The sequence below is a fragment of the Enterobacter cloacae complex sp. FDA-CDC-AR_0164 genome (genome assembly GCF_003071645.1).
GTDB lineage: Bacteria > Pseudomonadota > Gammaproteobacteria > Enterobacterales > Enterobacteriaceae > Enterobacter > Enterobacter ludwigii.
This window is the reverse complement of sequence record NZ_CP028950.1, coordinates 1,995,640-2,022,303: the sequence shown is the minus strand read 5'-3', so window position 1 is coordinate 2,022,303 and position 26,664 is coordinate 1,995,640. Positions and strand designations below refer to the sequence as shown.

General features: G+C 55.0%; 26 protein-coding genes and 1 tRNA gene. 10 read left to right on the top strand and 17 right to left on the bottom strand.

Annotated elements, in window-relative coordinates; genetic code table 11:
- The first annotated feature begins 14 nt into the window (after window positions 1-14).
- Genes AM410_RS09935 through dolP form a run of 4 tightly spaced genes read left to right on the top strand, consistent with a single transcriptional unit; the run spans window position 15 to window position 3,802 of the window.
- Window positions 15-2,252, top strand: coding sequence for a penicillin-binding protein activator (locus AM410_RS09935; RefSeq protein ID WP_108647763.1), 2,238 nt, complete (start codon window positions 15-17; stop codon window positions 2,250-2,252).
- A complete protein-coding gene (locus AM410_RS09930; protein WP_040018755.1) occupies window positions 2,210-2,605 on the top strand; it encodes a YraN family protein in 396 nt (131 codons plus the stop codon). Before AM410_RS09935 ends, AM410_RS09930 begins: the two co-directional genes overlap by 43 nt.
- A gap of 21 nt (window positions 2,606-2,626) precedes the next feature.
- A complete protein-coding gene (gene diaA, locus AM410_RS09925; RefSeq protein WP_003861754.1) occupies window positions 2,627-3,217 on the top strand; it encodes a DnaA initiator-associating protein DiaA in 591 nt (196 codons plus the stop codon).
- 9 nt (window positions 3,218-3,226) lie between these two features.
- Window positions 3,227-3,802, top strand: coding sequence for a division/outer membrane stress-associated lipid-binding lipoprotein (dolP, locus tag AM410_RS09920; RefSeq protein WP_014171764.1), 576 nt, complete (start codon window positions 3,227-3,229; stop codon window positions 3,800-3,802).
- 51 nt (window positions 3,803-3,853) lie between these two features.
- Here dolP and AM410_RS09915 read toward each other — a convergent pair whose 3' ends face one another.
- Window positions 3,854-4,891 (bottom strand): permease, encoded by a 1,038-nt coding sequence (locus AM410_RS09915; protein WP_032680201.1) that lies wholly within the window; start codon window positions 4,889-4,891, stop codon window positions 3,854-3,856.
- A 40-nt stretch (window positions 4,892-4,931) separates the two neighbouring features.
- Window positions 4,932-5,576 carry an NAD(P)H-binding protein gene (locus tag AM410_RS09910; RefSeq protein WP_020883547.1) on the bottom strand — a complete coding sequence of 215 codons (645 nt, stop codon included), beginning with the start codon at window positions 5,574-5,576 and terminating at the stop codon, window positions 4,932-4,934.
- 130 nt (window positions 5,577-5,706) lie between these two features.
- On the opposite strand from AM410_RS09910, the gene AM410_RS09905 reads away from it, so the two are divergent.
- The gene (locus AM410_RS09905) at window positions 5,707-6,225 is read left to right on the top strand and encodes a type 1 glutamine amidotransferase domain-containing protein (RefSeq protein WP_014171767.1); all 519 of its coding nucleotides are present in this window, start codon (window positions 5,707-5,709) and stop codon (window positions 6,223-6,225) included.
- Here the strand turns inward: AM410_RS09905 and AM410_RS09900 are convergent.
- The gene (locus tag AM410_RS09900; protein ID WP_020883546.1) at window positions 6,205-6,639 is read right to left on the bottom strand and encodes a YhbP family protein; all 435 of its coding nucleotides are present in this window, start codon (window positions 6,637-6,639) and stop codon (window positions 6,205-6,207) included. The two genes, AM410_RS09905 and AM410_RS09900, sit on opposite strands and share 21 nt — an antisense overlap.
- Window positions 6,640-6,653: 14 nt before the next feature.
- On the opposite strand from AM410_RS09900, the gene AM410_RS09895 reads away from it, so the two are divergent.
- Window positions 6,654-6,983 (top strand): GIY-YIG nuclease family protein, encoded by a 330-nt coding sequence (locus tag AM410_RS09895; protein ID WP_014171769.1) that lies wholly within the window; start codon window positions 6,654-6,656, stop codon window positions 6,981-6,983.
- On the opposite strand, the gene AM410_RS09890 is transcribed toward AM410_RS09895, so the two are convergent.
- Both AM410_RS09890 and ubiT read right to left on the bottom strand, forming a co-directional pair.
- Window positions 6,970-7,473: a GNAT family N-acetyltransferase gene (locus AM410_RS09890; protein WP_014171770.1), complete on the bottom strand. Its 504-nt coding sequence runs from the start codon at window positions 7,471-7,473 to the stop codon at window positions 6,970-6,972. The genes AM410_RS09895 and AM410_RS09890 overlap by 14 nt on opposite strands.
- A complete protein-coding gene (gene ubiT / locus AM410_RS09885) occupies window positions 7,467-7,991 on the bottom strand; it encodes a ubiquinone anaerobic biosynthesis accessory factor UbiT (protein WP_020883544.1) in 525 nt (174 codons plus the stop codon). The genes AM410_RS09890 and ubiT overlap by 7 nt, the downstream gene beginning before the upstream one ends.
- A 211-nt stretch (window positions 7,992-8,202) precedes the next feature.
- On the opposite strand from ubiT, the gene ubiU reads away from it, so the two are divergent.
- The 3 genes from ubiU (at window position 8,203) to AM410_RS09870 (ending at window position 11,181) form a co-directional block, all read left to right on the top strand.
- The gene (ubiU, locus tag AM410_RS09880) at window positions 8,203-9,198 is read left to right on the top strand and encodes a ubiquinone anaerobic biosynthesis protein UbiU (RefSeq protein ID WP_047956158.1); all 996 of its coding nucleotides are present in this window, start codon (window positions 8,203-8,205) and stop codon (window positions 9,196-9,198) included.
- Window positions 9,199-9,205: 7 nt separating this feature from the next.
- Window positions 9,206-10,084: a U32 family peptidase gene (locus AM410_RS09875; RefSeq protein ID WP_073396316.1), complete on the top strand. Its 879-nt coding sequence runs from the start codon at window positions 9,206-9,208 to the stop codon at window positions 10,082-10,084.
- A gap of 89 nt (window positions 10,085-10,173) precedes the next feature.
- Entirely contained in the window at window positions 10,174-11,181 is a 1,008-nt protein-coding gene (locus AM410_RS09870) for a luciferase-like monooxygenase (RefSeq protein WP_032679044.1), read from the top strand.
- A gap of 45 nt (window positions 11,182-11,226) precedes the next feature.
- Here AM410_RS09870 and mtr read toward each other — a convergent pair whose 3' ends face one another.
- The 12 genes from mtr to AM410_RS09810 form a co-directional block, all read right to left on the bottom strand.
- The gene (gene mtr, locus AM410_RS09865) at window positions 11,227-12,471 is read right to left on the bottom strand and encodes a tryptophan permease (RefSeq protein ID WP_032681935.1); all 1,245 of its coding nucleotides are present in this window, start codon (window positions 12,469-12,471) and stop codon (window positions 11,227-11,229) included.
- 142 nt (window positions 12,472-12,613) lie between these two features.
- The gene (locus tag AM410_RS09860; protein WP_020883539.1) at window positions 12,614-14,518 is read right to left on the bottom strand and encodes a DEAD/DEAH family ATP-dependent RNA helicase; all 1,905 of its coding nucleotides are present in this window, start codon (window positions 14,516-14,518) and stop codon (window positions 12,614-12,616) included.
- Window positions 14,511-14,591 (bottom strand): protein YrbN, encoded by an 81-nt coding sequence (gene yrbN / locus AM410_RS24335; RefSeq protein ID WP_100122156.1) that lies wholly within the window; start codon window positions 14,589-14,591, stop codon window positions 14,511-14,513. The genes AM410_RS09860 and yrbN overlap by 8 nt, the downstream gene beginning before the upstream one ends.
- 107 nt (window positions 14,592-14,698) lie before the next feature.
- Window positions 14,699-15,583, bottom strand: coding sequence for a lipoprotein NlpI (gene nlpI, locus AM410_RS09850; RefSeq protein WP_013098912.1), 885 nt, complete (start codon window positions 15,581-15,583; stop codon window positions 14,699-14,701).
- Window positions 15,584-15,691: 108 nt separating this feature from the next.
- Window positions 15,692-17,830: a polyribonucleotide nucleotidyltransferase gene (gene pnp / locus AM410_RS09845; protein WP_014171780.1), complete on the bottom strand. Its 2,139-nt coding sequence runs from the start codon at window positions 17,828-17,830 to the stop codon at window positions 15,692-15,694.
- Window positions 17,831-18,072: 242 nt separating this feature from the next.
- Window positions 18,073-18,342: a 30S ribosomal protein S15 gene (rpsO, locus tag AM410_RS09840; RefSeq protein WP_013098914.1), complete on the bottom strand. Its 270-nt coding sequence runs from the start codon at window positions 18,340-18,342 to the stop codon at window positions 18,073-18,075.
- A gap of 155 nt (window positions 18,343-18,497) precedes the next feature.
- Window positions 18,498-19,448: a tRNA pseudouridine(55) synthase TruB gene (truB, locus tag AM410_RS09835; RefSeq protein ID WP_014171782.1), complete on the bottom strand. Its 951-nt coding sequence runs from the start codon at window positions 19,446-19,448 to the stop codon at window positions 18,498-18,500.
- Window positions 19,448-19,852: a 30S ribosome-binding factor RbfA gene (rbfA, locus tag AM410_RS09830; protein ID WP_014171783.1), complete on the bottom strand. Its 405-nt coding sequence runs from the start codon at window positions 19,850-19,852 to the stop codon at window positions 19,448-19,450. Before rbfA ends, truB begins: the two co-directional genes overlap by 1 nt.
- Before the next feature lie 88 nt (window positions 19,853-19,940).
- Window positions 19,941-22,628 (bottom strand): translation initiation factor IF-2, encoded by a 2,688-nt coding sequence (infB, locus tag AM410_RS09825; protein WP_014171784.1) that lies wholly within the window; start codon window positions 22,626-22,628, stop codon window positions 19,941-19,943.
- A 24-nt stretch (window positions 22,629-22,652) separates the two neighbouring features.
- On the bottom strand, window positions 22,653-24,155 hold the full coding sequence (nusA, locus tag AM410_RS09820) for a transcription termination factor NusA (RefSeq protein WP_014171785.1): 1,503 nt from the start codon (window positions 24,153-24,155) through the stop codon (window positions 22,653-22,655).
- Between the two features lie 28 nt (window positions 24,156-24,183).
- A complete protein-coding gene (gene rimP, locus AM410_RS09815) occupies window positions 24,184-24,636 on the bottom strand; it encodes a ribosome maturation factor RimP (RefSeq protein WP_014833432.1) in 453 nt (150 codons plus the stop codon).
- Between the two features lie 207 nt (window positions 24,637-24,843).
- Window positions 24,844-24,920, bottom strand: a tRNA-Met gene (locus tag AM410_RS09810).
- Between the two features lie 287 nt (window positions 24,921-25,207).
- Here AM410_RS09810 and argG point away from each other — a divergent pair.
- On the top strand, window positions 25,208-26,554 hold the full coding sequence (argG, locus tag AM410_RS09805) for an argininosuccinate synthase (protein ID WP_020883538.1): 1,347 nt from the start codon (window positions 25,208-25,210) through the stop codon (window positions 26,552-26,554).
- The last annotated feature ends 110 nt before the right edge of the window (window positions 26,555-26,664 follow it).

The following is a 26,664-nucleotide window of genomic DNA, read 5'->3' as shown; positions in this document are numbered from 1 at the left end:
TCACTGGATACAGTATGGTACCGTTAACGTTTCTTCGAAAAAAAGCCACGCGCAGCGTGCCGCTCCTGCTGGCAGCCCTGATCTTTGCAGGCTGTGGCACCCAGGCACCCGACCAGAGCACCGCCCATTTGCAGGGTTCTGCTCAGTCTGACTCTGGCTTTTATCTGCAACAAATGTCGCAGAGCTCAAATGATACCAAGACCAACTGGCAATTACTCGCCATTCGTGCACTGCTGAAAGAGGGTAAAACCCAGCAGGCTGCCGAATTGTTCAACCAGTTGCCAAAAGATCTGAATGATGTTCAGCGTCGTGAGCAGAGCCTGCTCTCTGCCGAGCTGAAAGTCGCGCTGAAAGATTACGATGCCGCGAAAAAGATCCTCGGGGATATCGATGTAAGCGCGCTGGATAAAAATCAGCAGGCTCGCTTCTGGCAGGCGGGCATTATCGCTGAACAGGGCCGCCCTTCCCTGACGCTGCTCCGTGCGCTGATCGCCCAGGAGCCTCTGCTCGGCGGGGCTGATAAGCAGAAAAATATCGATGCCACGTGGCAGGCGCTGGCCTCTATGACGCTGGAGCAGGCGCGTGCACTGGTGATCAATGCAGATGAAAACGTCCTGCAGGGCTGGCTGGATCTGCAGCAGATGTGGTTTAACAACCGCAACGATCCGAAGATGCTGAAAGCTGGTATCACTGACTGGCAGACCCGCTACCCGCAGAATCCGGGCGCGAAAATGCTGCCGACGCAGCTGGTAAACGTGCAGAACTTTAAGCCGGCCTCGACCAGCAAGATTGCACTCCTTCTGCCCTTAAACGGTCAGGCGGCGGTATTCGGTCGCACTATTCAACAGGGTTTTGAAGCCGCGAAAAACGGCACGACGCCAGTGACGGGCAGCGCAGTACCGACCCAGGCAGCACAGGCGGCAAACGTGAACGATGTGGTCAGCCCTTCCGCCGCTGAAACCAGTGACCTGACCACCGCGCAGACGCCGGCACAGGGGACGATGCAGAACCCGGTAACGGCCCCTACGACGGCAACGCCAGCGCCGGCTGAAACTCAAGCAGCTCCGGCGGCTGACACCGCGTCTGAACAACCTCAACCGCAGAACGTTCAGCCTGCACAGCCCGCCACGCCGGCGCCGGCTGAAACTCAAGCAGCCCCGGCGACTGACACCGCGTCTGAACAACCTCAACCGCAGAACGTTCAGCCTGCACAGCCCGCAGAACAAACGGCACAACCTGCCGCGCAAACACCGCCGGTGGCCACCACCAGCGCAAACCCGGGTGCTGAGCTGAAAATCTACGACACCAGTTCGAAGCCGCTTGACCAGGTACTGGCGCAGGTTCAACAGGATGGTGCGAGCATCGTTGTCGGCCCGCTGCTGAAAAACAATGTCGAAGAGTTGATGAAGAGCAATACCACGCTGAACGTGCTGGCACTCAACCAGCCAGAGCAGGTTCAGAACCGTGCCAATATTTGCTACTTCGCGCTGTCGCCGGAAGATGAAGCCCGCGATGCGGCGCGTCATATTCACGAGCAGGGTAAACAGGCTCCGCTGTTGCTCATCCCACGCAGTACGCTGGGGGATCGCGTTGCTAATGCTTTTGCCGATGAGTGGCAGAAGTTAGGCGGCGGTATTGTGCTGCAGCAGAAATTCGGCTCCGCGTCTGAACTGCGCGCGGGCGTCAATGGTGGAGCGGGCATTGCCCTCAACGGCAGCCCGGTCAGCGCAAGCCTGCCGCAGCAGCAGAGTGTGACCATTGGCGGTCTGTCGATCCCTGCGCCACCTACCGACGCGCAGATCAGCGGTGGCGGTAAAGTGGATGCAGCGTATATCGTTGCCACCCCGCAGGAAATCGCCTTCATCAAACCGATGATTGCAATGCGTAACGGCAGCCAGAGCGGCGCAACGCTGTACGCCAGTTCACGCAGCGCGCAAGGTACCGCCGGCCCGGATTTCCGTCTGGAGATGGACGGCCTGCAGTACAGCGAAATTCCCATGCTCGCAGGCAGCAACCCGGCACTGATGCAGCAGGCGCTGAGCACCGTCCGCAACGACTACTCTCTGGCACGTCTGTATGCCATGGGTGTCGATGCCTGGGCGCTGGCGAACCACTTTACCCAGATGCGTCAGGTGCCGGGCTTTGAGCTTAACGGCAATACCGGCGATCTGACGGCCACTCAGGATTGTGTGATTAACAGGAAGTTATCATGGCTCAAATACCAGCAGGGGCAAATCGTCCCGGCCAGTTAAGCCGTAAAGAGACCGGTGACGCGTGGGAATTAAAAGCGCGTCGCTGGCTTGAAGGCAAAGGACTGCACTTTATCGCCGCTAACGTTCGCGGACGTGGCGGCGAAATCGACCTCATCATGAAAGACGGTGAGGTCATCGTGTTTGTAGAAGTTCGCTACCGACAGTCTTCCCGTTTTGGCGGCGCTGCCGCCAGCGTGACGCTCGCCAAACAACATAAATTATTACAGACTGCCCACTTGTGGCTTGCCCGCCATAATGGGAGTTTTGATACTGTGGATTGCCGGTTCGATGTGGTAGCCTTCACCGGCAATGCGATCGAATGGCTGAAAAACGCTTTTGGCGAAGACGCATAATTAAGATTTAAAAGGGATAACGTGCTCGAAAGAATTAAAGTGTGCTTCACTGAAAGCATCCAGACTCAGATTGCAGCGGCGGAAGCCCTTCCGGACGCTATCTCTCGTGCCGCCATGACGCTGGTGCAATCCCTGCTCAACGGCAACAAAATCCTCTGTTGTGGCAATGGCACTTCAGCCGCCAACGCACAGCATTTTGCTGCCAGCATGATCAATCGTTTTGAAACAGAACGACCGAGTTTACCCGCCATTGCACTTAATACCGATAATGTGGTCTTAACAGCGATTGCTAACGATCGTCTGCATGATGAGATTTACGCAAAGCAGGTGCGAGCCCTGGGTCATGCCGGAGATGTTCTGCTGGCAATCTCCACGCGCGGCAACAGCCGGGACATTGTCAAAGCCGTTGAAGCCGCCGTCACCCGCGACATGACTATCGTTGCCTTAACAGGCTATGACGGTGGTGAGCTGGCGGGTTTGCTTGGGCCGCAGGATGTGGAAATCCGCATTCCCTCTCACCGTAGCGCGCGCATTCAGGAGATGCATATGCTCACGGTGAACTGCTTATGCGATTTGATCGATAACACGCTTTTCCCTCACCAGGATGATTAAGGAGTTCTTATGAAGGCTTTATCGACCCTCGCAGTCCTTATGTCTGCATTACTGCTTCAGGGATGTATCGCTGCGGCTGTCGTGGGTACCGCCGCGGTTGGTACTAAAGCGGCAACCGACCCGCGTTCCGTAGGGACACAGGTCGATGACGGTACGCTGGAGCTGCGCGTCAACAGTGCGCTGTCGAAAGACGAACAAATCAAGAAAGAAGCGCGTATCAACGTCACGGCCTATCAGGGCAAAGTGTTGCTGACGGGCCAGTCGCCGAATACCGAACTCTCCAGCCGCGCAAAACAGATCGCAATGGGCGTTGAGGGCACCACGGAAGTCTTCAATGAAATCCGTCAGGGGCAGCCAATCAGCCTGGGTACCGCGTCGTCTGATACCTGGATAACCACCAAAGTTCGCTCCCAGCTGCTGGGCTCGGACCAGGTGAAATCCTCAAACGTGAAAGTGACAACGGAAAACGGCGAAGTGTTCCTGCTGGGTCTGGTCACCGACCGTGAAGGGAAAGCGGCGGCCGATATCGCCAGCCGGGTGAGCGGCGTGAAACACGTCACCACCGCCTTCACCTACATCAAGTAACCAGAACGTCTGACAGAAAGCCCGATAAGCGGTAACGCTACCGGGCTTTTTTTATACCAGTGCAATACTTCCTACCATCACCCCGCTCAGCGCCACCAGCCCCGCGGTCAGCCACAGCGCTTTCGCCGGGAATGACTTACGCAACATGACAAGCGACGGCAGGCTGATTGCAGGCAGGGTAATGAGCAGCGCCAGTGCAGGCGCGGTGCCCATCCCGGCCAGCATCATGGTCTGAACAATGGGAATTTCAGCGGCCGTTGGGATCACGAACAGGCAACCGGCAACCGCCATTGCAACGACCCACAGCAGCGTGTTGTCGATAGCCCCGTCCGCATGCGGGAACAGCCAGACGCGCGCCGCGCCCAGCACCAGAACCGCCAGGATATAGACCGGGATGGTGCTCCAGAAAAGTTGCCACAGCGCCCTGCCCCAGCGCGCGAAGAAGCCGCCCTGCGGTTCACTGATATCCACGTCAACTGACGCAGGCGCTACGGTTTTGTCTTTCACCAGATGTTGCACCAGTGTCGCCACGACCAGCACCGTCAGCAGCCCGGCCACCAGACGAATAAAGGCGAAATGCCAGCCCAGCACAAAGCCCATAAACACCAGCGTCGCCGGGTTTAACAACGGGTTCCCCATCCAGAAAGCAAGCGCACCGCCCATCGAAACGCGCTGACGACGCATCCCGGCGGCCACAGGCGCTGCACAGCACGAGCACATCATGCCCGGCAGGGAGAAAATCGTCCCCAGCAGCGTACCCTGAAAGCGGGGCTGACCGAGGGTTTTCACCAGCCAGTGACGCGGGATAAGCACCTGAATCAGCGAGCCCAGCAGGACGCCCAGTACCGCGGCTTTCCAGACGGCAAGGAAATAGACCATGGCGTAATCCCACGCCGCCTGAAGCGGGCTGGAATCTGCCTGAGCGAGAATAGATTTTCCGATACTGTGCGTTTCGGCGGCCGTAAAGGCTTTACCGTAGTACGGCTGCCATTTCACATACCAGAGGCCGATGATGACCACGAGAAAGAAGAGCGCGGGCTTCCACCATTGAACAGGTGAAGCCGCCTGAGATGAAGACTGACCAGTCATAGCATTCCCCGGAGAGTAGTAGGTTATTAGCCGGGGGAGTTTACGCCTCGCCCTGTGCGATTTCACGCAGTTTTGCCGACGGGATGATATTCACGCCCTCCTGCGATGGCGAGAGCCCTTCTTTTAGCATCGCACGCGCCACGTCCGCTGCCTCAATGGATTTCCAGTTACCCGGCAGGATGCGGAACAGAGGCGCGAAAAACGATTCGTTAAAACGGCGTTCATCCCGATGCCCGAGCAGCATGGAGGGGCGAACAATGGTCAGTTGCTCCCACTTCTGGGCAATCAGCGCCTCTTCCATTTTGCCCTTCACCTTGTTGTAGAAAAAAGGTGACCCGGCATTGGCACCGAGCGAACTGATCACCACAAAATGTGTTGCCCCCAGCTTTTTAGCCGTCAGCGCCGTATCGACCACCAGCGTGTAGTCCGCATGCACAAAGGCCTCTTTACTGCCCGCTTCACGCAGCGTTGTACCGAGGCAGCAAAAGGCGATATCAACAGGATCCTGTACCTGCGCCAGTGCATCGGTAAGCTGCGGGTCGTGGGGGTTAAAGACGCCGGAGATATCCGCGAGAGGCCGACGCGTCGGGGCGGCAATATAGTTAACCCGGTGCTCCTGAAGCAGCAGCCGCAGCAGATGCCCGCCCACCAGCCCGGTCGCGCCGGTAATCAGTACCTGACTCATTTCATCTCCCCTTTACAGAATTGTCCGTTTGCGAACTCAGCGTCGTCGACCACACTTAGAAGTCTGTTACAGGTAAGTATTTACCACAAGCGGAGAAAAATCTGTCTGAAGCCAAAACAACGGAGGAAGCATGGGCAAGAAAATCGCAGTCTTGATCACCGACGAGTTTGAAGATTCAGAATTCACCTCGCCAGCCGAGGCATTTCGCAAGGCAGGACATGAGGTCATCACCATTGAGAAAGAGGCGGGTAAAACGGTGAAAGGCCATAAGGGCGAAGCCAGCGTGACCATCGATGAAACCATCGATAACGTCAGCCCGTCAGATTTCGATGCCCTGCTGTTACCCGGCGGTCATTCACCGGATTCCCTGCGCGGGGATGAACGGTTCGTGACCTTCACGCGAGACTTTGTCTCGACGGGCAAACCGGTCTTTGCCATCTGCCACGGTCCGCAACTGCTCATCAGCGCAGATGTCGTGCGCGGGCGTAAACTCACGGCCGTGAAACCGATCGTTATCGATCTGAAAAATGCGGGGGCTGAGTTTTACGATCAGGAGGTTGTGAACGACAAAGACCAGCTGATCACCAGCAGGACCCCGGACGATCTGCCCGCGTTTAACCGTGAAGCGCTACGCCTGCTCGGCGCGTAGCCAGTGAAGCTTTGTGCCAAAGCCCAGGGTGTTGTCGGTAAATTTCAGCTCATCAAGGCGGATTTCCCACACCGGAGCTTTTAGCGCAATGGCAACCGGAAAGCGGCGCGTGTAGCGTTTTCGCTGCGCGTCGCTCTCTTCTCCGTCCAGGCGGCGGATCTCCCCTTTAAACTGCAGGCCACGAATCAGCGCGACCGTTTTAGGCTGGCCGTTCACCGTGCCCGCCACCTTCGCCTGCGGACCCGACATTTGCGCATGACGGGTTTTATCCTCGCTCAGGACATAAAAGGCGACGCGCTCTGGATCGTAGTAATAAAACGCGTTTGCACACCACATTTCACCTTCGTCATACACGCACCAGGTGACGACATGCTGTTTTGCCAGCCAGCGGTTAATGGTGGTCAGAGTTTCCATTTTCGCTCTCTCTCATGCTAAGGTGCGTTCACCTTAACATACTGAATCTGTTTACCGTGTGCTGGTTTCTCTATCTTGTTCGTACCGCCGATAACGCCCTGTACACCGGGATCACTACCGATGTGGCGCGGCGTTTTCTGCAACATCAAACGGGGAAAGGTGCCAAAGCGCTGCGGGGGAAAGGGGAATTACAGCTCGCCTTTTCGGCGCCCGTTGGCGACAGATCGCTGGCGCTCAGAATGGAATACCGCATTAAGCAACTGACGAAGCGTCAGAAAGAGCGCCTCGTCACCGGAGACGGCTCCTTTGAGGCGCTTCGCGAGAGCCTGATTAAAAGCGATTGAAATGGTCGTGGTACTCAACCAGACCGTTCACGCCGTTAAACGCGTCATCCGCCAGACGGTGCACCTGGAAGGCGGATTCCGTTCCCGGCCAGCGGCAGCGGAGATCGTAATGCGCTGCCGGTTCGAAGCCTAAACGGCCATAGAACGTAGCATCTCCCAGCGTCACCACGGCGGCATAGCCAAATTCGTTGAGCGAGTCCAGCCCTTCGTAAACCAGCTGGCGCGCCAGCCCCTGGCCGCGGTAGTGCTCATCAACCGCCAGCGGTGCCATTCCTACCCACTGTAACTCTTCGCCCTGAACGGTAACCGGGCTGAAGGCAACATAGCCCACCACCTGACCTTCGTCATCGGTGGCAACCAGCCCCAGCGTAATCAGGCCGTCTTCGCGGAGATCGTGGACCAGTTGCGCTTCGTCATCCCGCGCAAAAGAGCGGCGTAACAACGCATCGATACCCGGTGCATCAATCCCAATTTCGACTCGAATCAGCATGGCTCACCTACTGAAGTGTGTTTACTTTCCGGCGGGGTTTTCAGCCCCGCCTCAACGAAGTCTGCCATTTGCATCAACATCACACGCAGCGCTTTCGGCATCTGCTCCAGCTCAATGGCATCCATTAAATTCTTCACGTACAGACCAAGTTCCGTATCGCCTTCGATAACCAGGCGGCGCTGGAAGAAGAGTGTGTCCGGATCCTGCTTACGCGCGGCGATCATCAGCAGATCGCTGGCGCTGGCGCTAAAGCTCACATCCGCGTCGGCGGACTCACGGACGATCAGTTGGTCATTCTCAACAGAGGTAAACCAGCGCAGCCCGATATCGTGGACGTCAATGCTTAACCAGCGCCCTTCCAGGAACGCCAGCTCACCGTCCTGCAGTGCCTGGCGGAATTGCCAGCTCAGCACCTGCTCCAGCACCTGGCGTTTAAGCGCGAACGGGGCCAGTTTTACCGGCACGCTCAGCATTGATGGACCAAATTGTACGAGACGTGAACGCAGTTTATCCAGCACGAGCTTTACTCCCTGATAGCTATAGTCCTGCTATTTTGCCATATCCGAAGCACAACATAGCGGCGTAAATCAACAAACTGTCGTCAGGTGTACCTCATTATTGGTGCCATCAATACGCCATTAGCTGCCTTAAATCAAAAATTGTCGCGTATGGGTTAATTAAAATCCCAGCTCGTTAACAAATTTGCGATCGACTACATCAGGATAAATTATGGAGCTGCTCTGCCCAGCCGGAAATCTTCCGGCGCTTAAGGCGGCCATCGAAAATGGGGCCGATGCGGTCTATATCGGGCTGAAAGATGATACCAACGCCCGCCATTTTGCTGGCCTCAACTTTACGGAGAAAAAGCTTCAGGAAGCCGTTACCTTCGTCCACCAGCACCGCCGCAAACTGCATATCGCCATCAATACCTTCGCCCATCCTGATGGCTACGTCCGCTGGCAACGCGCGGTGGATATGGCAGCACAGCTGGGCGCCGATGCGCTGATCCTCGCCGACCTCGCTATGCTTGAGTATGCGGCAGAACGCTATCCCCATATTGAGCGTCACGTCTCCGTTCAGGCATCTGCCACTAACGAAGAGGCGGTGCGTTTTTATCATCGTCACTTTGATGTTGCCCGCGTGGTGCTGCCACGCGTGCTCTCTATTCATCAGGTTAAGCAACTCGCGCGCGTCACGCCAGTACCACTGGAAGTTTTTGCCTTTGGCAGCCTGTGTATCATGGCCGAAGGCCGTTGCTATCTCTCTTCCTATTTAACCGGCGAATCCCCCAATACCGTTGGGGCCTGCTCGCCCGCCCGCTTTGTTCGCTGGCAACAAACGCCGCAGGGGCTGGAATCGCGCCTGAACGACGTGCTGATTGACCGCTATCAGGATGGCGAAAATGCCGGTTACCCGACGCTGTGCAAAGGCCGCTATCTGGTAGACGGCGAGCGTTACCACGCGCTGGAAGAGCCAACCAGCCTTAATACGCTGGAACTGCTGCCAGAACTGCTGGCCGCCAATATCGCCTCGGTGAAAATTGAGGGCCGCCAGCGCAGCCCGGCGTACGTAAGCCAGGTGGCGAAAGTCTGGCGCCAGGCTATCGATCGCTGCATGGCAGACCCGCAGAACTACGCACCGCAACCGGCGTGGATGGAGACACTCGGTGCGATGTCCGAGGGTACACAAACCACGCTTGGCGCGTATCACCGTAAATGGCAGTGAGATAATCATGAAATATTCATTAGGGCCGGTGCTCTACTACTGGCCAAAAGAGACGCTGGAAGATTTTTACCACCAGGCCGCAACCAGCAGCGCAGATGTGATTTACCTCGGTGAAGCGGTATGCAGCAAGCGCCGCGCCACCAAAGCGGGCGACTGGCTGGATATGGCGAAAAGCCTCGCCGGAAGCGGTAAACAGGTGGTGCTCTCAACGCTCGCCCTCGTCCAGGCCTCCTCCGAACTGGGTGAACTCAAACGCTACGTAGAGAACGGTGAATTCCTGCTGGAAGCCAGCGATCTGGGCGTAGTGAACATGTGCGCCGAACGCAGGCTGCCGTTTGTCGCAGGCCATGCGCTGAACTGCTATAACGCCGTGACGCTGCGCCTGCTGCTTAAACAGGGGATGACGCGCTGGTGCATGCCGGTCGAACTCTCGCGCGACTGGCTGGCTAACCTGCTCAACCAGTGCGAAACGCTGGGCATTCGCAATCAGTTTGAGGTGGAAGTACTGAGCTATGGTCATCTGCCGCTGGCCTATTCTGCCCGCTGCTTCACCGCCCGCTCTGAAGACCGTCCGAAAGACGAGTGTGAAACCTGCTGCATCAAGTACCCGAACGGGCGCAGCATGCTGTCGCAGGAAAATCAGCAGGTGTTCGTCCTGAACGGTATTCAGACCATGAGCGGCTATGTGTATAACCTCGGCAATGAACTGGCGTCGATGAACGGTCTGGTCGACATGGTGCGCCTGTCACCGATGGATACGGGCGTATTCGCCATGCTGGATGCCTTCCGCGCCAATGAAAACGGTGATGCTCCGCTGCCGTTAACCGCTAGCAGCGACTGTAACGGCTACTGGAAACGCCTCCCCGGGCTGGTGTTACAGGGCTGAAGAAGAAATGTAAAAGCTCACTTTGTTAACAACGGTTATTAAATTTTAATGCACTATTAAAAGATTCACCGTCGACAAAGTGAGCTGTTATGACTGATAAAACCATTCCGTTTTCGGTGCTGGATCTGGCGCCGATCCCTCAAGGGTCCTCAGCACGAGAAGCCTTTACCCACTCTCTCGATCTCGCTCGCCTGGCAGAAAAACGCGGTTATCACCGTTACTGGCTGGCTGAGCACCACAATATGGTTGGTATCGCCAGTGCGGCGACCTCCGTGCTGATTGGTTACCTGGCGGCGAACACCACCACGCTGCACCTTGGCTCCGGTGGCGTGATGTTGCCGAACCACGCCCCGCTGGTGATTGCCGAGCAGTTTGGTACGTTGAATACCCTCTATCCTGGCCGTATCGACCTGGGTCTTGGCCGTGCGCCGGGCAGCGACCAGCCGACCATGCGCGCCCTGCGTCGCCATATGAGCGGCGACATCGATAACTTCCCGCGCGATGTGGCTGAACTGGTGGACTGGTTTGACGCGCGTGACCCTAACCCGCACGTGCGCCCGGTGCCAGGCTACGGTGAGAAGATCCCGGTGTGGCTGCTGGGCTCCAGCCTGTACAGCGCGCAGCTTGCCGCGCAGCTGGGGCTGCCGTTCGCCTTTGCCTCACACTTCGCGCCAGATATGCTCCACCAGGCGCTTCACCTCTATCGCACAAACTTCAAACCTTCAGAGCGTCTGGAAAAACCGTATGCGATGGTGTGCATCAACATCGTTGCCGCCGACAGCAATCGCGATGCGGAATTCCTATTCACCTCTATGCAACAGGCTTTTGTGAAGCTGCGTCGCGGTGAGACCGGCCAGCTGCCGCCGCCGGTGGAGAATATGCATCAGCTGTGGTCGGCATCCGAACAGTATGGCGTTCAGCAGGCGTTGAGCATGTCGCTGGTGGGGGATAAGGCAAAAGTGCGTCACGGGCTGGAGGCGGTGCTGCGTGAGACGCAGGCGGATGAAATTATGGTTAACGGCCAGATTTTCGATCATCAGGCACGCTTGCATTCGTTTGACCTGGCGATGCAGGTGAAAGAGGAAGTGTCAGGTTAGCGCGGTTTGTCACCCTCTCCCGTCGGGAGAGGGTGACAGGTGGTGTTACTGATACACCGGCAGCAGGTTAAAACTCGACAGGACATGCACCAGCGCGTTGCCAATACCGAACACCAGAATCAGCGCAATCATCGGCTTTCCGCCCCAGACGCGGAATTTCGGGCTGCCGAAGCGTTTACGTGATTTGCGTGCCAGCAGCGCAGGCACAATCGCCGCCCAGATGGTCGCCGCCAGCCCGGCATAGCCGATGGCATAGAGGAAACCATTCGGCCACAGCAGACCGCCAACAATCGGTGGCAGGAAAGTCAGCAGCGCGGTTTTAAAGCGCCCCATAGCGGAATCATCAAAACCAAACAGATCGGCCAGGTAGTCAAACAGGCCCAGTGTCACGCCGAGGAAAGAGCTCGCGACGGCAAAGTTAGAGAACACCACCAGCAACAGATCCAGACTGCGGCTGTTCAGTACGCCGCTCAACGCCTGTACCAGCACATCAATGTTACCGCCCTTCTGCGCAATGCCGATAAATTCAGGACGCGGGATATTGCCCATCGTCCCCAGCAGCCAAATCACGTACAGCGCCAGCGCCAGCAGCGTGCCGTAGATCAGGCACTTCACAATCGTGCGGGGATCTTTACCGTAATACTTCATCAGGCTCGGCACATTACCGTGGTAACCAAACGATGCGAGACAGAACGGCAGGGTCATCAGCAGGTACGGCGTGTAAGCGGTATTCGTCTCCGCCACGTTGAACAGCGTGGCCGGCGTAACGTGCCCAAGCAGGCTGCCGAAGGTCAGGAAAAAGGTGATCACCTTCGCGCCCAGCACAATCGCCGTCATGCGGCTCACCGCTTTGGTGCTCATCCAGACGATAAACGCGACGCCAAGCGCGAAGCACAAGCCCGCCACTCTTGCCGGCACGTTCAGCGACAACTCCGAGAATGTGTGATGCAGAATGGAGCCACTCGCTGAGATGTACGCGTAAGTCAGGATGTAGAGCACAAAGGCAATGGAGAGGCCGTTTACCAGGTTCCAGCCTTTGCCTAACAGGTCTTTAGTGATGGTGTCGAAGCTGGAGCCAATGCGGTAGTTCAGGTTGGCTTCGAGGATCATCAGCCCGGAATGAAGCATACAGAACCAGGTAAACACCAGTGCCGCCAGCGACCAGAAGAACCACGCACCGGACATAACCACAGGCAGGGAGAACATCCCGGCACCAATGATGGTTCCGCCGATGATCACCACGCCGCCAAGCAGCGAAGGTGACGTTTGGGTGGTGGTAAGTATCGCCATACAGCCTTTTCTCCAGTCAATAATGCGGTTATGCATGTTAATGCGCAGCACTGTACCAGTACAAGAGTACAAAAGAAATAAAAAAAGCCCCGACAGTGTTTATCGGGGCTGTATAGATTACTTTACGTCAGAAACGAAAGGCTTACGCGTCACCGAAACGACGACGAGCGGTACCTTCTTCACGACGTGGGCCGCGGCTTTCGCGACGCTCGCCAGAGAAACGACGACCTTCGCCTGCGCCAGCGCGGTTGCCTTCGCTACGACCGCCTTCACGACGTTCGCCACCGAAACCACGACCACCGCCACGACGTTCGCCACCACGGTCAGTACGTGGCTGGGCATCACCCATCAGCTGCATGTTCATCGGCTTGTTCAGGATGCGGGTGCGAGTAAAGTGCTGCAGTACTTCGCCCGGCATGCCTTTTGGCAGCTCGATAGTAGAGTGAGATGCGAACAGCTTGATGTTACCGATGTAACGGCTGCTGATGTCGCCTTCGTTAGCGATCGCGCCAACGATATGACGAACTTCAACACCATCATCACGGCCCACTTCAATGCGGTACAGTTCCATTTCGCCAGCGTCACGACGCTCACGACGTGGACGCTCTTCGCCACTGCGCTCTGGACGGTCAGCACGTGGACCACGATCGTTACGGTCGCCACGACGTTCGAAACGCTCGTCACGGTCACGGAACTCACGCTTAGGACGCATCGGTGCATCTGGTGGCACGATCAGGGTACGTTCGCCCTGTGCCATTTTCAGCAGTGCTGCGGCCAGCGTTTCCATATCCAGCTCTTCGCCTTCAGCGGTAGGCTGAATCTGTGCCAGCAGCGCACGATACTGGTCCAGGTCGCTGCTTTCCAGCTGCTGCTGTACTTTCGCGGCGAATTTTTCCAGACGGCGTTTGCCCAGCAGTTCTGCATTTGGCAGTTCCGCTTCTGGAATGGTCAGCTTCATGGTGCGTTCAATGTTACGCAGCAGACGACGCTCGCGGTTCTCAACGAACAGCAGAGCACGACCTGCACGACCCGCACGACCGGTACGACCGATACGGTGAACGTAGGACTCGGAGTCCATTGGAATATCGTAGTTCACAACCAGGCTGATACGCTCAACGTCCAGACCACGTGCTGCCACGTCGGTTGCAATCAGGATATCCAGACGACCGTCTTTCAGGCGCTCCAGCGTCTGCTCACGCAGAGCCTGGTTCATGTCACCGTTCAGCGCTGCGCTGTTGTAGCCGCTACGCTCCAGCGCTTCAGCCACTTCCAGGGTCGCGTTTTTGGTACGAACGAAGATAATCGCCGCATCAAAATCTTCCGCTTCCAGGAAACGAACCAGCGCTTCGTTTTTACGCATACCGTATACAGACCAGTAGCTCTGGCTGATGTCCGGGCGAGTGGTCACGCTGGACTGAATGCGCACTTCCTGCGGCTCTTTCATGAAGCGGCGGGTAATGCGACGAATCGCTTCTGGCATGGTTGCAGAGAACAGAGCGGTCTGATGACCTTCCGGGATCTGCGCCATAATCGTTTCTACGTCTTCGATGAAGCCCATACGCAGCATTTCATCTGCTTCATCCAGTACCAGACCGCTCAGTTTAGAGAGGTCAAGGGTACCGCGCTTCAGGTGATCCAGCAGACGGCCCGGCGTACCGACAACAATCTGTGGACCCTGGCGCAGGGCACGTAACTGCACGTCATAACGCTGGCCACCGTACAGGGCCACCACGTTTACGCCGCGCATATGTTTAGAGAAATCAGTCATAGCTTCTGCAACCTGAACAGCCAGTTCACGGGTTGGAGCCAGGACGAGGATCTGCGGTGCACGCAGTTCCGGATCGATGTTGTGCAGCAGCGGCAGCGAGAACGCTGCGGTTTTGCCGCTACCAGTCTGGGCCATGCCCAGCACGTCACGACCAGACAACAGATGTGGGATACATTCTGCCTGGATCGGAGATGGTTTTTCGTAACCCAGATCGGTAAGGGCTTCAAGGATAGGAGCCTTCAGGCCCAGATCTGCAAAAGTGGTTTCGAATTCAGCCATGTAGTACGAGTGCCTCAATGTCAATGGCGGCCAGTCTACTTAGCTCATCGTGAAAATGATTAGCAATTTTCATTGAAAAGTGTGAACCGGCTCAAAGTAGATGTATTGACGAACAACAACGCCCTCACCAGTTAAGGTGATGGCAATCAAAAGATTACGGGCTGATGTTTATGTCGTCAGCTATTGCTGGTCCGATTCTGCCAGGTCGTCTTGCTCCTGGCCCAAGAGCGATAATTCCAACAATGCATAACGGTGCTCAACGAAGTTGTGTACGTTGTTAGCAACCGCTAATTTGAACAGTGCCGTAGCGCTGTCCTTATCCCCCAGACTTAGGTAGTACTTACCTAAATAGAAGTTGGTTTCACTGAGATGCTCAGCGAGCGAGGTGTTATCCGTTGCGTCCGCCTTGAGGCGTTCCATCAGCGTTGCTTCGCTAATGTTGCCCAGGTAGAACTCGACAATGTTCCATCCCCACTGTTCCTTGTCCGATTTATCGAAGCGCTGTTTCAGTGCTTCTTTTGCCTGCTTCTCATCGAGCTTCTGCTCAACGATGTATAACCACAGACTGCGGAAAGGATCATTAGGATCGTCTTGATAAAACGCCAGCAGATCATCTTGCGCTAACTTATCACGACCGCCGTAATACAGGGCGATACCGCGATTCAAGTGCGCGTAGTTGTAAGTTGGATCAAGCTCAAGTACAGAATCAAACGCTTCATAGGCAGCATCAAAATTGCCTGCCTGCGTTAAATAAATGCCTAAGTAATTGAATACTTCAGGCATATCAGGTCGGATTGCCAGCGCTTGTGAGAAATCATTCCGCGCTAATGCCCTCAGACCGAGACTATCATACAACACTCCGCGCTCATATAAAAGCTGTGCGCGTTCGTCATCGGTTAAAGCCCGACTGGCAAGAATTTGTTCCATGCGTGCCAGAATCACTTCCTGCTGCAAAGTCGGTTGCAATGGCACTGCGAGGACTTCGCTCTTACGCCAGGCAGAGTTGCTGCATCCTGCCAGCGTTAAAGCTGTCGCAACGAAACACCAGCGCAAAAAAGGCTTCATTTCCCACTCCCGAAGACAACTATTGGATGAACGTCCTGTCCCCCGGCGGCTTAACAAGGCGTCCTGCCTGATAATAGGCCCTCCGCCGAAGCGGAGGGCAAATGCAACTTACTCGCCTTGCTGTTCTGCTGCCGATGCTTCTGGCGCAGCAGCCGGCTGAGACTGCTCGGTTGCTTCTTTAATGCTCAGACGGATACGGCCCTGGCGGTCAACTTCCAGAACTTTAACCGGGACTTCCTGACCCATCTGCAGGTAATCGGTCACTTTCTCAACGCGCTTGTCAGCGATTTGAGAGATGTGAACCAGACCTTCTTTACCGCCACCGATGGCAACAAACGCGCCAAAGTCAACGATACGGGTCACTTTACCATTGTAGATACGGCCCACTTCGATTTCTGCAGTAATTTCTTCGATGCGACGAATAGCGAATTTCGCTTTCTCGCCGTCGGTCGCTGCAATTTTCACCGTACCGTCATCTTCGATTTCGATAGTGGTGCCAGTCTCTTCGGTCAGAGCACGGATAACGGAACCGCCCTTACCGATAACATCTTTGATCTTGTCTGGATTGATCTTGATGGTGTGGATACGCGGAGCGAACTGAGAAATGTCGCCACGTGGCGCGTTGATCGCCTGTTCCATCACGCCCAGGATGTGCAGACGAGCACCTTTAGCCTGGTTCAGCGCAACCTGCATGATCTCTTTGGTGATACCTTCAATTTTGATATCCATCTGCAGCGCAGAGATACCGTCGCGGGAACCCGCAACTTTGAAGTCCATATCGCCCAGGTGGTCTTCGTCGCCCAGAATGTCAGACAGAACAACAAAGTTCTCGCCTTCTTTCACCAGGCCCATTGCGATACCCGCAACGGCGGCTTTGATTGGCACGCCTGCATCCATCAGCGCCAGAGATGCACCACACACGGAAGCCATGGAAGAAGAACCGTTAGATTCGGTGATTTCAGAAACCACACGAACGGTGTACGGGAATTTGTCAGCATCCGGCATCACTGCCAGCACACCACGCTTCGCCAGACGACCGTGACCAATTTCACGACGCTTAGGCGAACCCACCATACCGGTTTCACCTACGGAGTATGGAGGGAAGTTGTAGTGGAACAGGAAGCTGTCAGTACGCTCGCCCATCAGTTCGTCGATGTTCTGCGCGTCACGTGCTGTCCCCAGGGTCGCGGTAACCAGCGCCTGCGTTTCGCCACGGGTGAACAGTGCAGAACCGTGAGTACGTGGCAGAACGCCAGTACGCACGTCCAGACCACGGATCATGTCTTTTTCGCGGCCATCGATACGCGGCTCACCCGCCAGGACGCGGCTACGAACCACGTTTTTCTCGATAGCGTGCAGAATTTCGCTCAGCTCGTTAGCATCCAGCGTTTCGTCTTCAGCAATCAGCGTTGCGATAGTTTCGTCTTTGATCACGTCAACCTGAGCATAACGCTCCTGTTTGTCGGTGATGCGATAAGCATCGCTCAGACGAGATTCAGCCAGCGCAGCAACGCGTGCATTCAGCGCGTCGTTGACGGCTTCAGGCTGCCAGTCCCAACGTGGTTTGCCCGCTTCTTTAACCAGATCGTTGATGTTCTGAATAACGATCTGCTGCTGATCGTGGCCAAAGACCACCGCGCCCAGCATCTGGTCTTCGCTCAGCAGTTCCGCTTCGGATTCAACCATCAGCACAGCCGCTTCAGTACCAGCAACAACCAGGTCCAGCTTACTTTCTTTCAGCTCTTCCTGCGTTGGGTTCAGCACGTACTGGTCGTTGATGTAACCAACGCGTGCAGCACCGATTGGGCCATTGAATGGAATACCAGACAGTGACAGGGCCGCGGAAGCACCGATCATCGCAACGATATCCGGGTTAACCTGTGGGTTAACGGAAACAACGGTCGCGATAACCTGCACTTCGTTCACGAAGCCTTCCGGGAACAGCGGACGAACCGGGCGGTCAATCAGACGCGCAATCAGGGTTTCGCCTTCGCTTGGACGGCCTTCACGACGGAAGAAGCCACCCGGAATTTTACCGGCAGCGTAGGTACGCTCCTGGTAGTTAACGGTCAGTGGGAAGAAGTCCTGACCTGGTTTTGCTTTTTTCTGGCCAACTACGGTTACGAATACCGCAGTGTCATCCATGCTTACCATAACGGCAGCAGTAGCCTGACGTGCCATCATGCCGGTTTCCAGCGTGACGGTGTGTTGACCATACTGGAATTTACGAACGATCGGATTCAGCAAAGTTCTGTCCTTTCTTAAATGTATGACAGCACACCACCGGTGTGCTGACGTTTTAACCCGACCTTCTTCGCATCCTCGCGACTAATGACAACCAACACCCCCATGGGTGAAGCCTCTCATTAGCCGCGCGAACCTCTGCAATGAAGATCATTTATAGCAACAATACAATAGTTTCCAGTGAATTGCTGCCGTCTGGTTGAAAAAAGGGGCCATCAGGCCCCCTTTTCTGAAACTCGCAAGACTTAGCGACGCAGACCCAGACGCTCGATCAGCGCGGAGTAACGTGCAACATCTTTACGTTTCAGGTAGTCGAGCAGTTTACGACGCTGAGAAACCATACGCAGCAGACCACGACGGCTGTGGTGATCTTTTTTGTGCTCTGCAAAGTGACCCTGCAGGTGGTTAATCTGTGCAGTCAGCAGTGCAACCTGAACTTCGGTAGAACCGCTGTCGTTAGTACCACGACCAAACTCAGAAACGATTTTAGCTTTAGCTTCAACGCTTAGAGACATTTTCAAACTCCAGAATATAAAGAATGTAAGGATGCCGATCTCTAATTCAGCAATCCCAGTATACGTCCCGCAATATGTTAAACAATTTGCCGAACGTTAAGCCGCGATATTCTACTCGTCTCCCCTGCTTATCGCAAGGCGAGCCGTTATCGCTATCAGGCTTCAACCGGATACTCAACGACCAGGCGACGCGGCGCGACGCGCCCTTCGCCATCCATTTCACCCATGCCGATAAACTTACCTTCATCCCCCTCGGTCACGCGTACCAGACCTTCAGAAGGAGCACTGGTGGTACGAACCGGGTTTCCGTTCTTAAAGTAAACGGAGGATGTTAAAGGAAGATTAACAACCGGGAAATCGGCCGCCGGGCTGTCCATTGGCATCAGCAGCGGATCGAGCAAATCGGCCGGCGCAATCTCCTGCGCTTCCGCCTGCTCAACCAACTCGCGCAGATGTTCAAGGGTGACCATTCGCTCAACCGGGTACGTGCTGACAGCCAGGCGACGCAGGTAAATCACGTGCGCACCACAGCCCAGTTTTTCACCCAGGTCGTCAATGATGGTACGAATATAGGTGCCTTTCGAACAGTGTACTTCCAGCTCCAGCTCATCGCCTTCGTGACGAATAAAGAGCAGTTCGTACACGGTAATCGGACGGGGTTCACGAGGAACGTCAATGCCCTGGCGTGCATATTCGTACAGTTTTTTACCCTGGTACTTCAGCGCCGAATACATTGACGGTACCTGCAGCGTGTCGCCACGGAAACTTTCCAGCGCGGCATCAAGTTGCTCTGCGCTGAAGGTCACCGGACGCTCTTCTACCACCTGACCATCGGCATCGGAGGTGTCCGTGCGCTGGCCTAATCGGGCGATGACCCGATAGCGCTTATCGGAGTCCAGTAGGTACTGGGAAAACTTTGTCGCTTCCCCCAGGCAGATCGGCAACATGCCGGTCGCCAGCGGATCGAGCGCGCCCGTGTGGCCCGCACGGTTGGCGTTAAAAATACGCTTAACTTTTTGCAGCACATCGTTGCTGGAAGCGCCCTGGGGTTTATCCAGCAGCAGCACACCATGCACGTCGCGACCGCGACGACGAGGACGACTCATTAGTCCTCCTTGCTGTCGTCCGTTGGGTTAACACGACGTTCGTCGTCATGTTTCACCACGCTGGTCACCAGGTTGGACATGCGCATACCTTCGACCAGAGAGTTGTCGTAGAAGAAGGTCAGCTCAGGCACGATACGCAGACGCATCGCTTTGCCGAGCAGAGAGCGGATGTAGCCAGAGGCTTCCTGCAGCGCTTTAATGCCGTTTTTTACCGCGGCTTCGTCCTGATCGTTCAGGAAGGTCACGAACACTTTGGCATACGCCAGGTCGCGGGACATTTCCACGCCGGACACGGTGGTCATCACACCCACGCGTGGATCTTTAATTTCACGTTGCAGGATGAGGGCGATCTCTTTCTGCATTTCTTGCGCTACGCGCTGCGGGCGACCAAATTCTTTCGCCATAATAAATTCTCCAGACAAAAAAGGGGCAAAAAGCCCCTTTTAAAATTATTACCGGGTGGCGCTTTGCTTACCCGGCCTGCATCGATGATTAAGCAATCGTACGCTGAATTTCGATGATCTCGAACACTTCGATCATGTCGCCAACGCGAACGTCGTTGTAGTTCTTCACGCCGATACCACATTCCATGCCGTTACGGACTTCGTTAACGTCATCTTTGAAGCGGCGCAGGGATTCCAGCTCGCCTTCGTAGATAACCACGTTGTCACGCAGTACGCGGATTGGGTTGTGACGTTTGATGATACCTTCGGTAACCATACAGCCCGCGATCGCACCAAATTTCGGTGATTTGAACACGTCACGCACTTCAGCCAGACCGATGATCTGCTGTTTCAGCTCTGGAGACAGCATGCCGCTCATCGCTGCTTTCACTTCGTCGATCAGGTTATAGATGACGGAGTAGTAACGCAGATCCAGACTTTCAGCATCAATCACTTTACGTGCAGACGCGTCAGCACGTACGTTGAAGCCGACCAGGATTGCATTGGATGCAGCAGCCAGGGTGGCGTCGGTTTCGGTGATCCCCCCTACGCCAGAACCGATGATCTTCACTTTAACTTCGTCAGTAGACAGTTTCAGCAAGGAGTCGGAGATCGCTTCCACAGAACCCTGAACGTCGGCTTTCAGAACGATGTTCACTTCGTGAACTTCGCCTTCGGTCATGTTCGCAAACATGTTCTCGAGTTTAGATTTCTGCTGACGAGCCAGTTTAACTTCACGGAATTTGCCCTGACGATACAGTGCAACTTCGCGCGCTTTCTTCTCGTCACGTACGACGGTCACTTCATCACCCGCAGCCGGCACACCGGACAGGCCCAGGATTTCCACTGGAATGGACGGACCTGCTTCCAGAACTTCCTGGCCCAGTTCGTTACGCATCGCACGAACACGACCGTATTCGAAACCACACAGGACGATATCGCCTTTATGCAGGGTACCTTCACGAACCAGAACAGTTGCAACCGGACCACGACCTTTATCCAGGAAGGATTCGATAACCGCGCCGCTCGCCATACCTTTACGAACCGCTTTCAGCTCCAGAACTTCAGCCTGCAGCAGGATAGCGTTCAGCAGGTCGTCGATACCGGTACCGGCTTTCGCAGATACTGGGATGAACTGCGCTTCACCGCCCCACTCTTCCGGCATAACACCGTACTGGGAGAGTTCGTTTTTAACGCGATCCATGTCAGCTTCTGGCTTATCGATCTTGTTCACTGCAACCACCAGAGGCACCTGCGCCGCTTTCGCGTGCTGGATAGCTTCAATGGTCTGTGGCATCACGCCGTCGTCTGCAGCAACAACCAGTACAACGATATCCGTTGCCTGAGCACCACGAGCACGCATAGAGGTAAACGCTGCGTGGCCCGGGGTATCCAGGAAGGTGATCATGCCGTTGTCGGTTTCTACGTGGTACGCACCGATGTGCTGGGTAATACCACCCGCTTCACCGGAGGCCACTTTCGTCGAACGAATGTAGTCGAGCAGAGAGGTTTTACCGTGGTCAACGTGACCCATGATGGTCACTACAGGCGCGCGCGGTTCTGCCGCTGCGCCGGTGTCACGGTCGCTCATTACTGCTTCTTCCAGCTCGTTTTCACGACGCAGGATAACTTTATGGCCCATCTCTTCGGCTACCAGTTGCGCAGTTTCCTGGTCGATAACCTGGTTGATGGTGGCCATTGCGCCCAGTTTCATCATCGCTTTGATGACCTGAGAACCTTTAACCGCCATTTTGTTGGCCAAATCGCCAACGGTGATGGTTTCACCAATCACTACGTCACGGTTAACAGCCTGAGCTGGCTTCTGGAAGCCCTGCTGCAGTGCGGAACCTTTACGCTTGCCGCCTTTACCACCGCGGATCGCTGCACGTGCTTCTTCACGGTCAGCTTTAGATTCAGCGTGCTTGTTGCCTTTTTTGGCTGGGCGAGCAGCTTTGGTGCTGCGAGTACGGCCACGACCGCCTTCAACTTCACGGTCGTTATCGTCTTCTGCCTGGCGCGCATGCTGAGAAGTGGTGACGTGATAATCGCTGGTGTCTTCAGACGCTTCAGCAGGGTTCACACCGTTCTTCTCGTTTTCTTCAGCCATACGGCGCGCTTCTTCAGCTACACGGCGAGCTTCTTCTTCAAGCTTGCGGCGGGCTTCTTCTTCCGCTTTACGCTTCAGCTCGGCAGCTTCATTTTCACGGCGGGCTTTTTCAGCCTGGGCGGTTTTTGTCATTTCGTCGGTCTGTTGATTGCTCACTTTGTCTTTTTCCGCAGCTTCACGCTTCACTTTATCACTTGCGTCGCGTTTCGCTTTTTCTGCGGCCTCACGTTCAGCTTTTAATTCTGCTTCACGTTTGGCAGTCGCTTCTGCCTCACGCTGAGCTTGTTCTTCCGCTTCACGCTGTGCCTGCTCTTCCGCAGCAAGGCGTTCTGCCTCTTGCGGATCACGTTTTACAAAGGTGCGTGTCTTGCGGACTTCAATTTGTACCGATTTGCTTTTACCACCGGTACCAGGGATATTCAACGTGCTACGCGTTTTGCGCTGCAGCGTCAGCTTGTCAGGCGTCGAACCGTGTTCACGGTTCAGGTGCGCTAACAAGGTTTGTTTTTCTTGCGCGTTCACCGAGTCATCAGCGGACTTCGGGATCCCTGCATCAGCAAATTGCTGTACCAGGCGGTCCACGGAGGTCTGAATCTCGGCAGCCAGCGATTTTACAGTTACATCAGTCATGCTGTTCCTTCCTGCTACAGTTTATTACGCTTCGTCGCCGAACCAGCAAATATTACGTGCGGCCATGATGAGTTCGCCGGCTTTCTCGTCGGTTAAACCTTCGATATCGGCCAGGTCATCAACGCCTTGCTCAGCGAGATCTTCCAGCGTACAAACACCACGGGCAGCCAGCTTGAACGCAATCGCACGATCAAGACCTTCCAGATTCAGCAGGTCATCAGCCGGCTTCTTATCGCCAAGGCTTTCTTCCTGAGCCAGTGCCAGGGTGGTCAGTGCGTTTTTAGCGCGTTCACGCAGGGCTTCAACGGTGGCTTCATCAAGACCGTCGATTTCCAGCAGCTCTTTCATTGGCACATAGGCCAGTTCTTCAAGGGTAGAGAAACCTTCTTCAACCAGAACAGTGGCGAAATCTTCGTCAATATCCAGGTATTTCGTGAAGGTATCGATCGCCGCATGGGCTTCAGCCTGATGCTTAGCCTGCAGGTCATCAACGGTCATTACATTGAGTTCCCAGCCGCTCAGCTGTGACGCCAAGCGTACGTTCTGACCGTTACGGCCGATTGCCTGCGCCAGGTTGCCCGCTTCAACAGCGATATCCATGGTGTGTTTGTCTTCGTCAACAACGATAGACGCCACATCCGCCGGAGCCATTGCGTTAATCACGAATTGCGCCGGGTTGTCGTCCCACAGGACGATATCGATACGCTCACCGCCCAGTTCGGTAGAAACCGCCTGAACACGCGCACCGCGCATACCTACGCAAGCACCGACCGGGTCGATACGCTTGTCGTTGGTTTTCACTGCAATTTTCGCGCGTGAACCCGGATCGCGGGCAGCCGCTTTAATCTCGATAACTTCTTCGCCGATTTCCGGTACTTCGATACGGAACAGTTCAATCAGCATCTCTGGCTTGGAACGGGTCACAAACAGCTGTGCACCACGCGCTTCAGGGCGTACGGCATACAGAACGCCACGAATACGGTCACCCGGGCGGAAGTTTTCACGCGGCAGCATGTCTTCACGCAGGATAACGGCTTCAGCGTTACCTGGCAGCCCTTCAGACTTGATTTCCAGAGAGATGTTGTCGCGGTTTACTTTCTTCACCACGCCGGTAATGATCTCACCTTCCTGATCGCGGAACTGATCGACAACCAGCGCGCGCTCAGCTTCACGGACTTTCTGGACGATAACCTGTTTTGCGGTTTGCGTGGTGATACGGTCGAAGGTGACAGATTCAATCTGGTCTTCAACATAGTCACCCACGTTCAGGCTTTCGTCTTCAAAACGCGCCGCTTCCAGGGTGATCTCTTTCGTCGGCTGGGTCACCTCTTCAACGATTACCCAACGACGGAATGTATCGAAGTCACCGCTTTTACGATCGATTTCTACGCGAACATCGATCTCTTGTTCGTATTTTTTCTTGGTTGCTGTAGCCAGTGCACTTTCCAGCGCTTCGAAAATCTTCTCACGCGGCAGTGATTTCTCGTTGGAGACGGCTTCAACAACAGCCAAAATTTCTTTGTTCATCGCGGGCTTTTCACCTCAATCCAGACTGTTAAAAGTGGGGAACCAGGTTCGCCTTCTGGATATTACTCAGCGCGAACACTTCATCTTTGCCTTCGACTGTAACCGTGATCATTTCACCATCAACGGCTTTGATAATTCCCTGCCATTTACGGCGGTTCTGTACGGCCATACGCAGAACGAGAGCCACTTCTTCACCGGTAAAGCGCACATAGTGCTCGGCCGTGAACATCGGGCGATCGAGGCCGGGTGAGGAAACTTCCAGGTTGTACGCAACGGTAATCGGGTCTTCAACATCAAGAACCGCACTCACCTGGTGGCTAACATCAGCACAATCATCAACATTGATGCCATCTTCACTATCAATATAGATGCGCAGCGTCGATGTACGGCCGCGAACGAATTCGATGCCGACCAGTTCGTAGCCCAGTGCTTCGACCGGTGCAGTAATCATCTCTGTTAATTTTTGCTCTAATGTGGACAAGCCCACCCCCAAGACATAAAAAAAGGGCGTAAAGCCCAGTTATTCTGTAGTCAGATAACAAAAAACCCCGATAAATCGGGGCTTTAGATAACTGAACCCTATAGCCGCAACTGCGGCCTGGAGCACTCTCCGAAAGAATTTTTTCAAATCCAGCTACGAAGGCTCTAAGTCTTCACAGTATATTTGAAAAAGAACTTTATGGGAAAGTGGTTGCGGGGGCCGGATTTGAACCGACGACCTTCGGGTTATGAGCCCGACGAGCTACCAGGCTGCTCCACCCCGCGCCTGAAACGTGGCAAATTCTACGCGTTTTGGAGAGAATTTGCAAATAATGCTGGGATTTGGTACCGAAGACGGGACGTAAAATCGGCGTTTAGTATATTGATAGTGAACCCCACCTGTCAAGCCAGTTTCCGCCAGGTCAAACAAAGGGAAAATTTTACAAAAAACGCACGAGTCTCTTCCGGTCATCGACAAAAGATGATTAAATGAATACTCACTTATTTTGCATAAACATGCATCGAGAGCGAAAGCGGTCTCTTAATCAGTCAATCAAGCAGGGTTTTATTTTATGACGACGATTCTCAAGCATCTTCCGGTAGGACAACGTATTGGCATCGCTTTTTCAGGCGGCCTGGATACCAGCGCTGCACTGCTGTGGATGCGCCAGAAGGGAGCGGTTCCGTATGCATATACTGCGAACCTGGGTCAGCCGGATGAGGACGATTATGATGCAATCCCTCGTCGCGCTAAAGAGTATGGCGCAGAGAACGCGCGCCTGATTGACTGCCGTAAGCAACTGGTCGCTGAAGGTATTGCTGCTATTCAGTGTGGTGCTTTCCATAATACTACCGGCGGCCTGACCTATTTCAATACCACCCCGCTGGGCCGTGCAGTGACCGGTACCATGCTGGTTGCCGCCATGAAAGAAGATGGCGTAAACATCTGGGGTGATGGCAGTACGTATAAAGGAAACGATATCGAACGTTTCTATCGTTATGGCCTGCTGACCAACGCCGAGCTGCAGATTTATAAACCGTGGCTCGATACCGACTTTATCGACGAGCTGGGCGGCCGTCATGAAATGTCCGAGTTTATGATCGCCTGCGGCTTCGACTATAAGATGTCCGTTGAGAAAGCCTACTCTACCGATTCCAATATGCTGGGTGCGACGCACGAAGCGAAGGACCTGGAATTCCTGAATTCCAGCGTGAAGATCGTTAACCCGATCATGGGTGTGAAGTTCTGGGACGAAAACGTCAAAATCCAGGCGGAAGAAGTTACCGTGCGTTTCGAGCGCGGCCATCCGGTTGCCCTGAACGGCAAGACCTTCTCTGACGATGTGGAACTGATGCTGGAAGCTAACCGTATCGGTGGCCGTCACGGTCTGGGCATGAGCGATCAAATTGAAAACCGTATTATCGAAGCAAAAAGCCGTGGCATCTATGAAGCCCCTGGGATGGCGCTGCTGCACATCGCTTATGAGCGTCTGCTGACCGGTATTCACAACGAAGACACCATCGAGCAGTATCACTCTCATGGTCGTCAGCTGGGTAAACTGCTGTACCAGGGCCGTTGGTTCGACCCACAGGCCCTGATGCTGCGTGATGCACTGCAACGTTGGGTGGCAAGCGCGATCACCGGCGAAGTGACGCTGGAGCTGCGTCGCGGGAATGACTACTCGATTCTGAACACCGTGTCCGACAACCTGACTTATAAAGCAGAGCGTCTGACCATGGAGAAAGGTGAATCCGTGTTCTCGCCGGACGATCGTATTGGCCAGCTGACCATGCGTAACCTGGACATCACCGATACCCGTGAGAAGCTGTTCAACTACGTTGAGAATGGCCTGCTCTCCGCAAGCGCCGGTAATGGCCTGCCGCAGGTTGAAAACCTGGAGCACAGCGTTAAGAAGTAATGCTTACGCAGAAATGCAAAAGGCGCCCACTGGGCGCCTTTTTTACGACCGCTACAGAACCGGTCCCGCTGGCACGAACGTACCCGCCGACGAAAACGCCCCTTCTACAG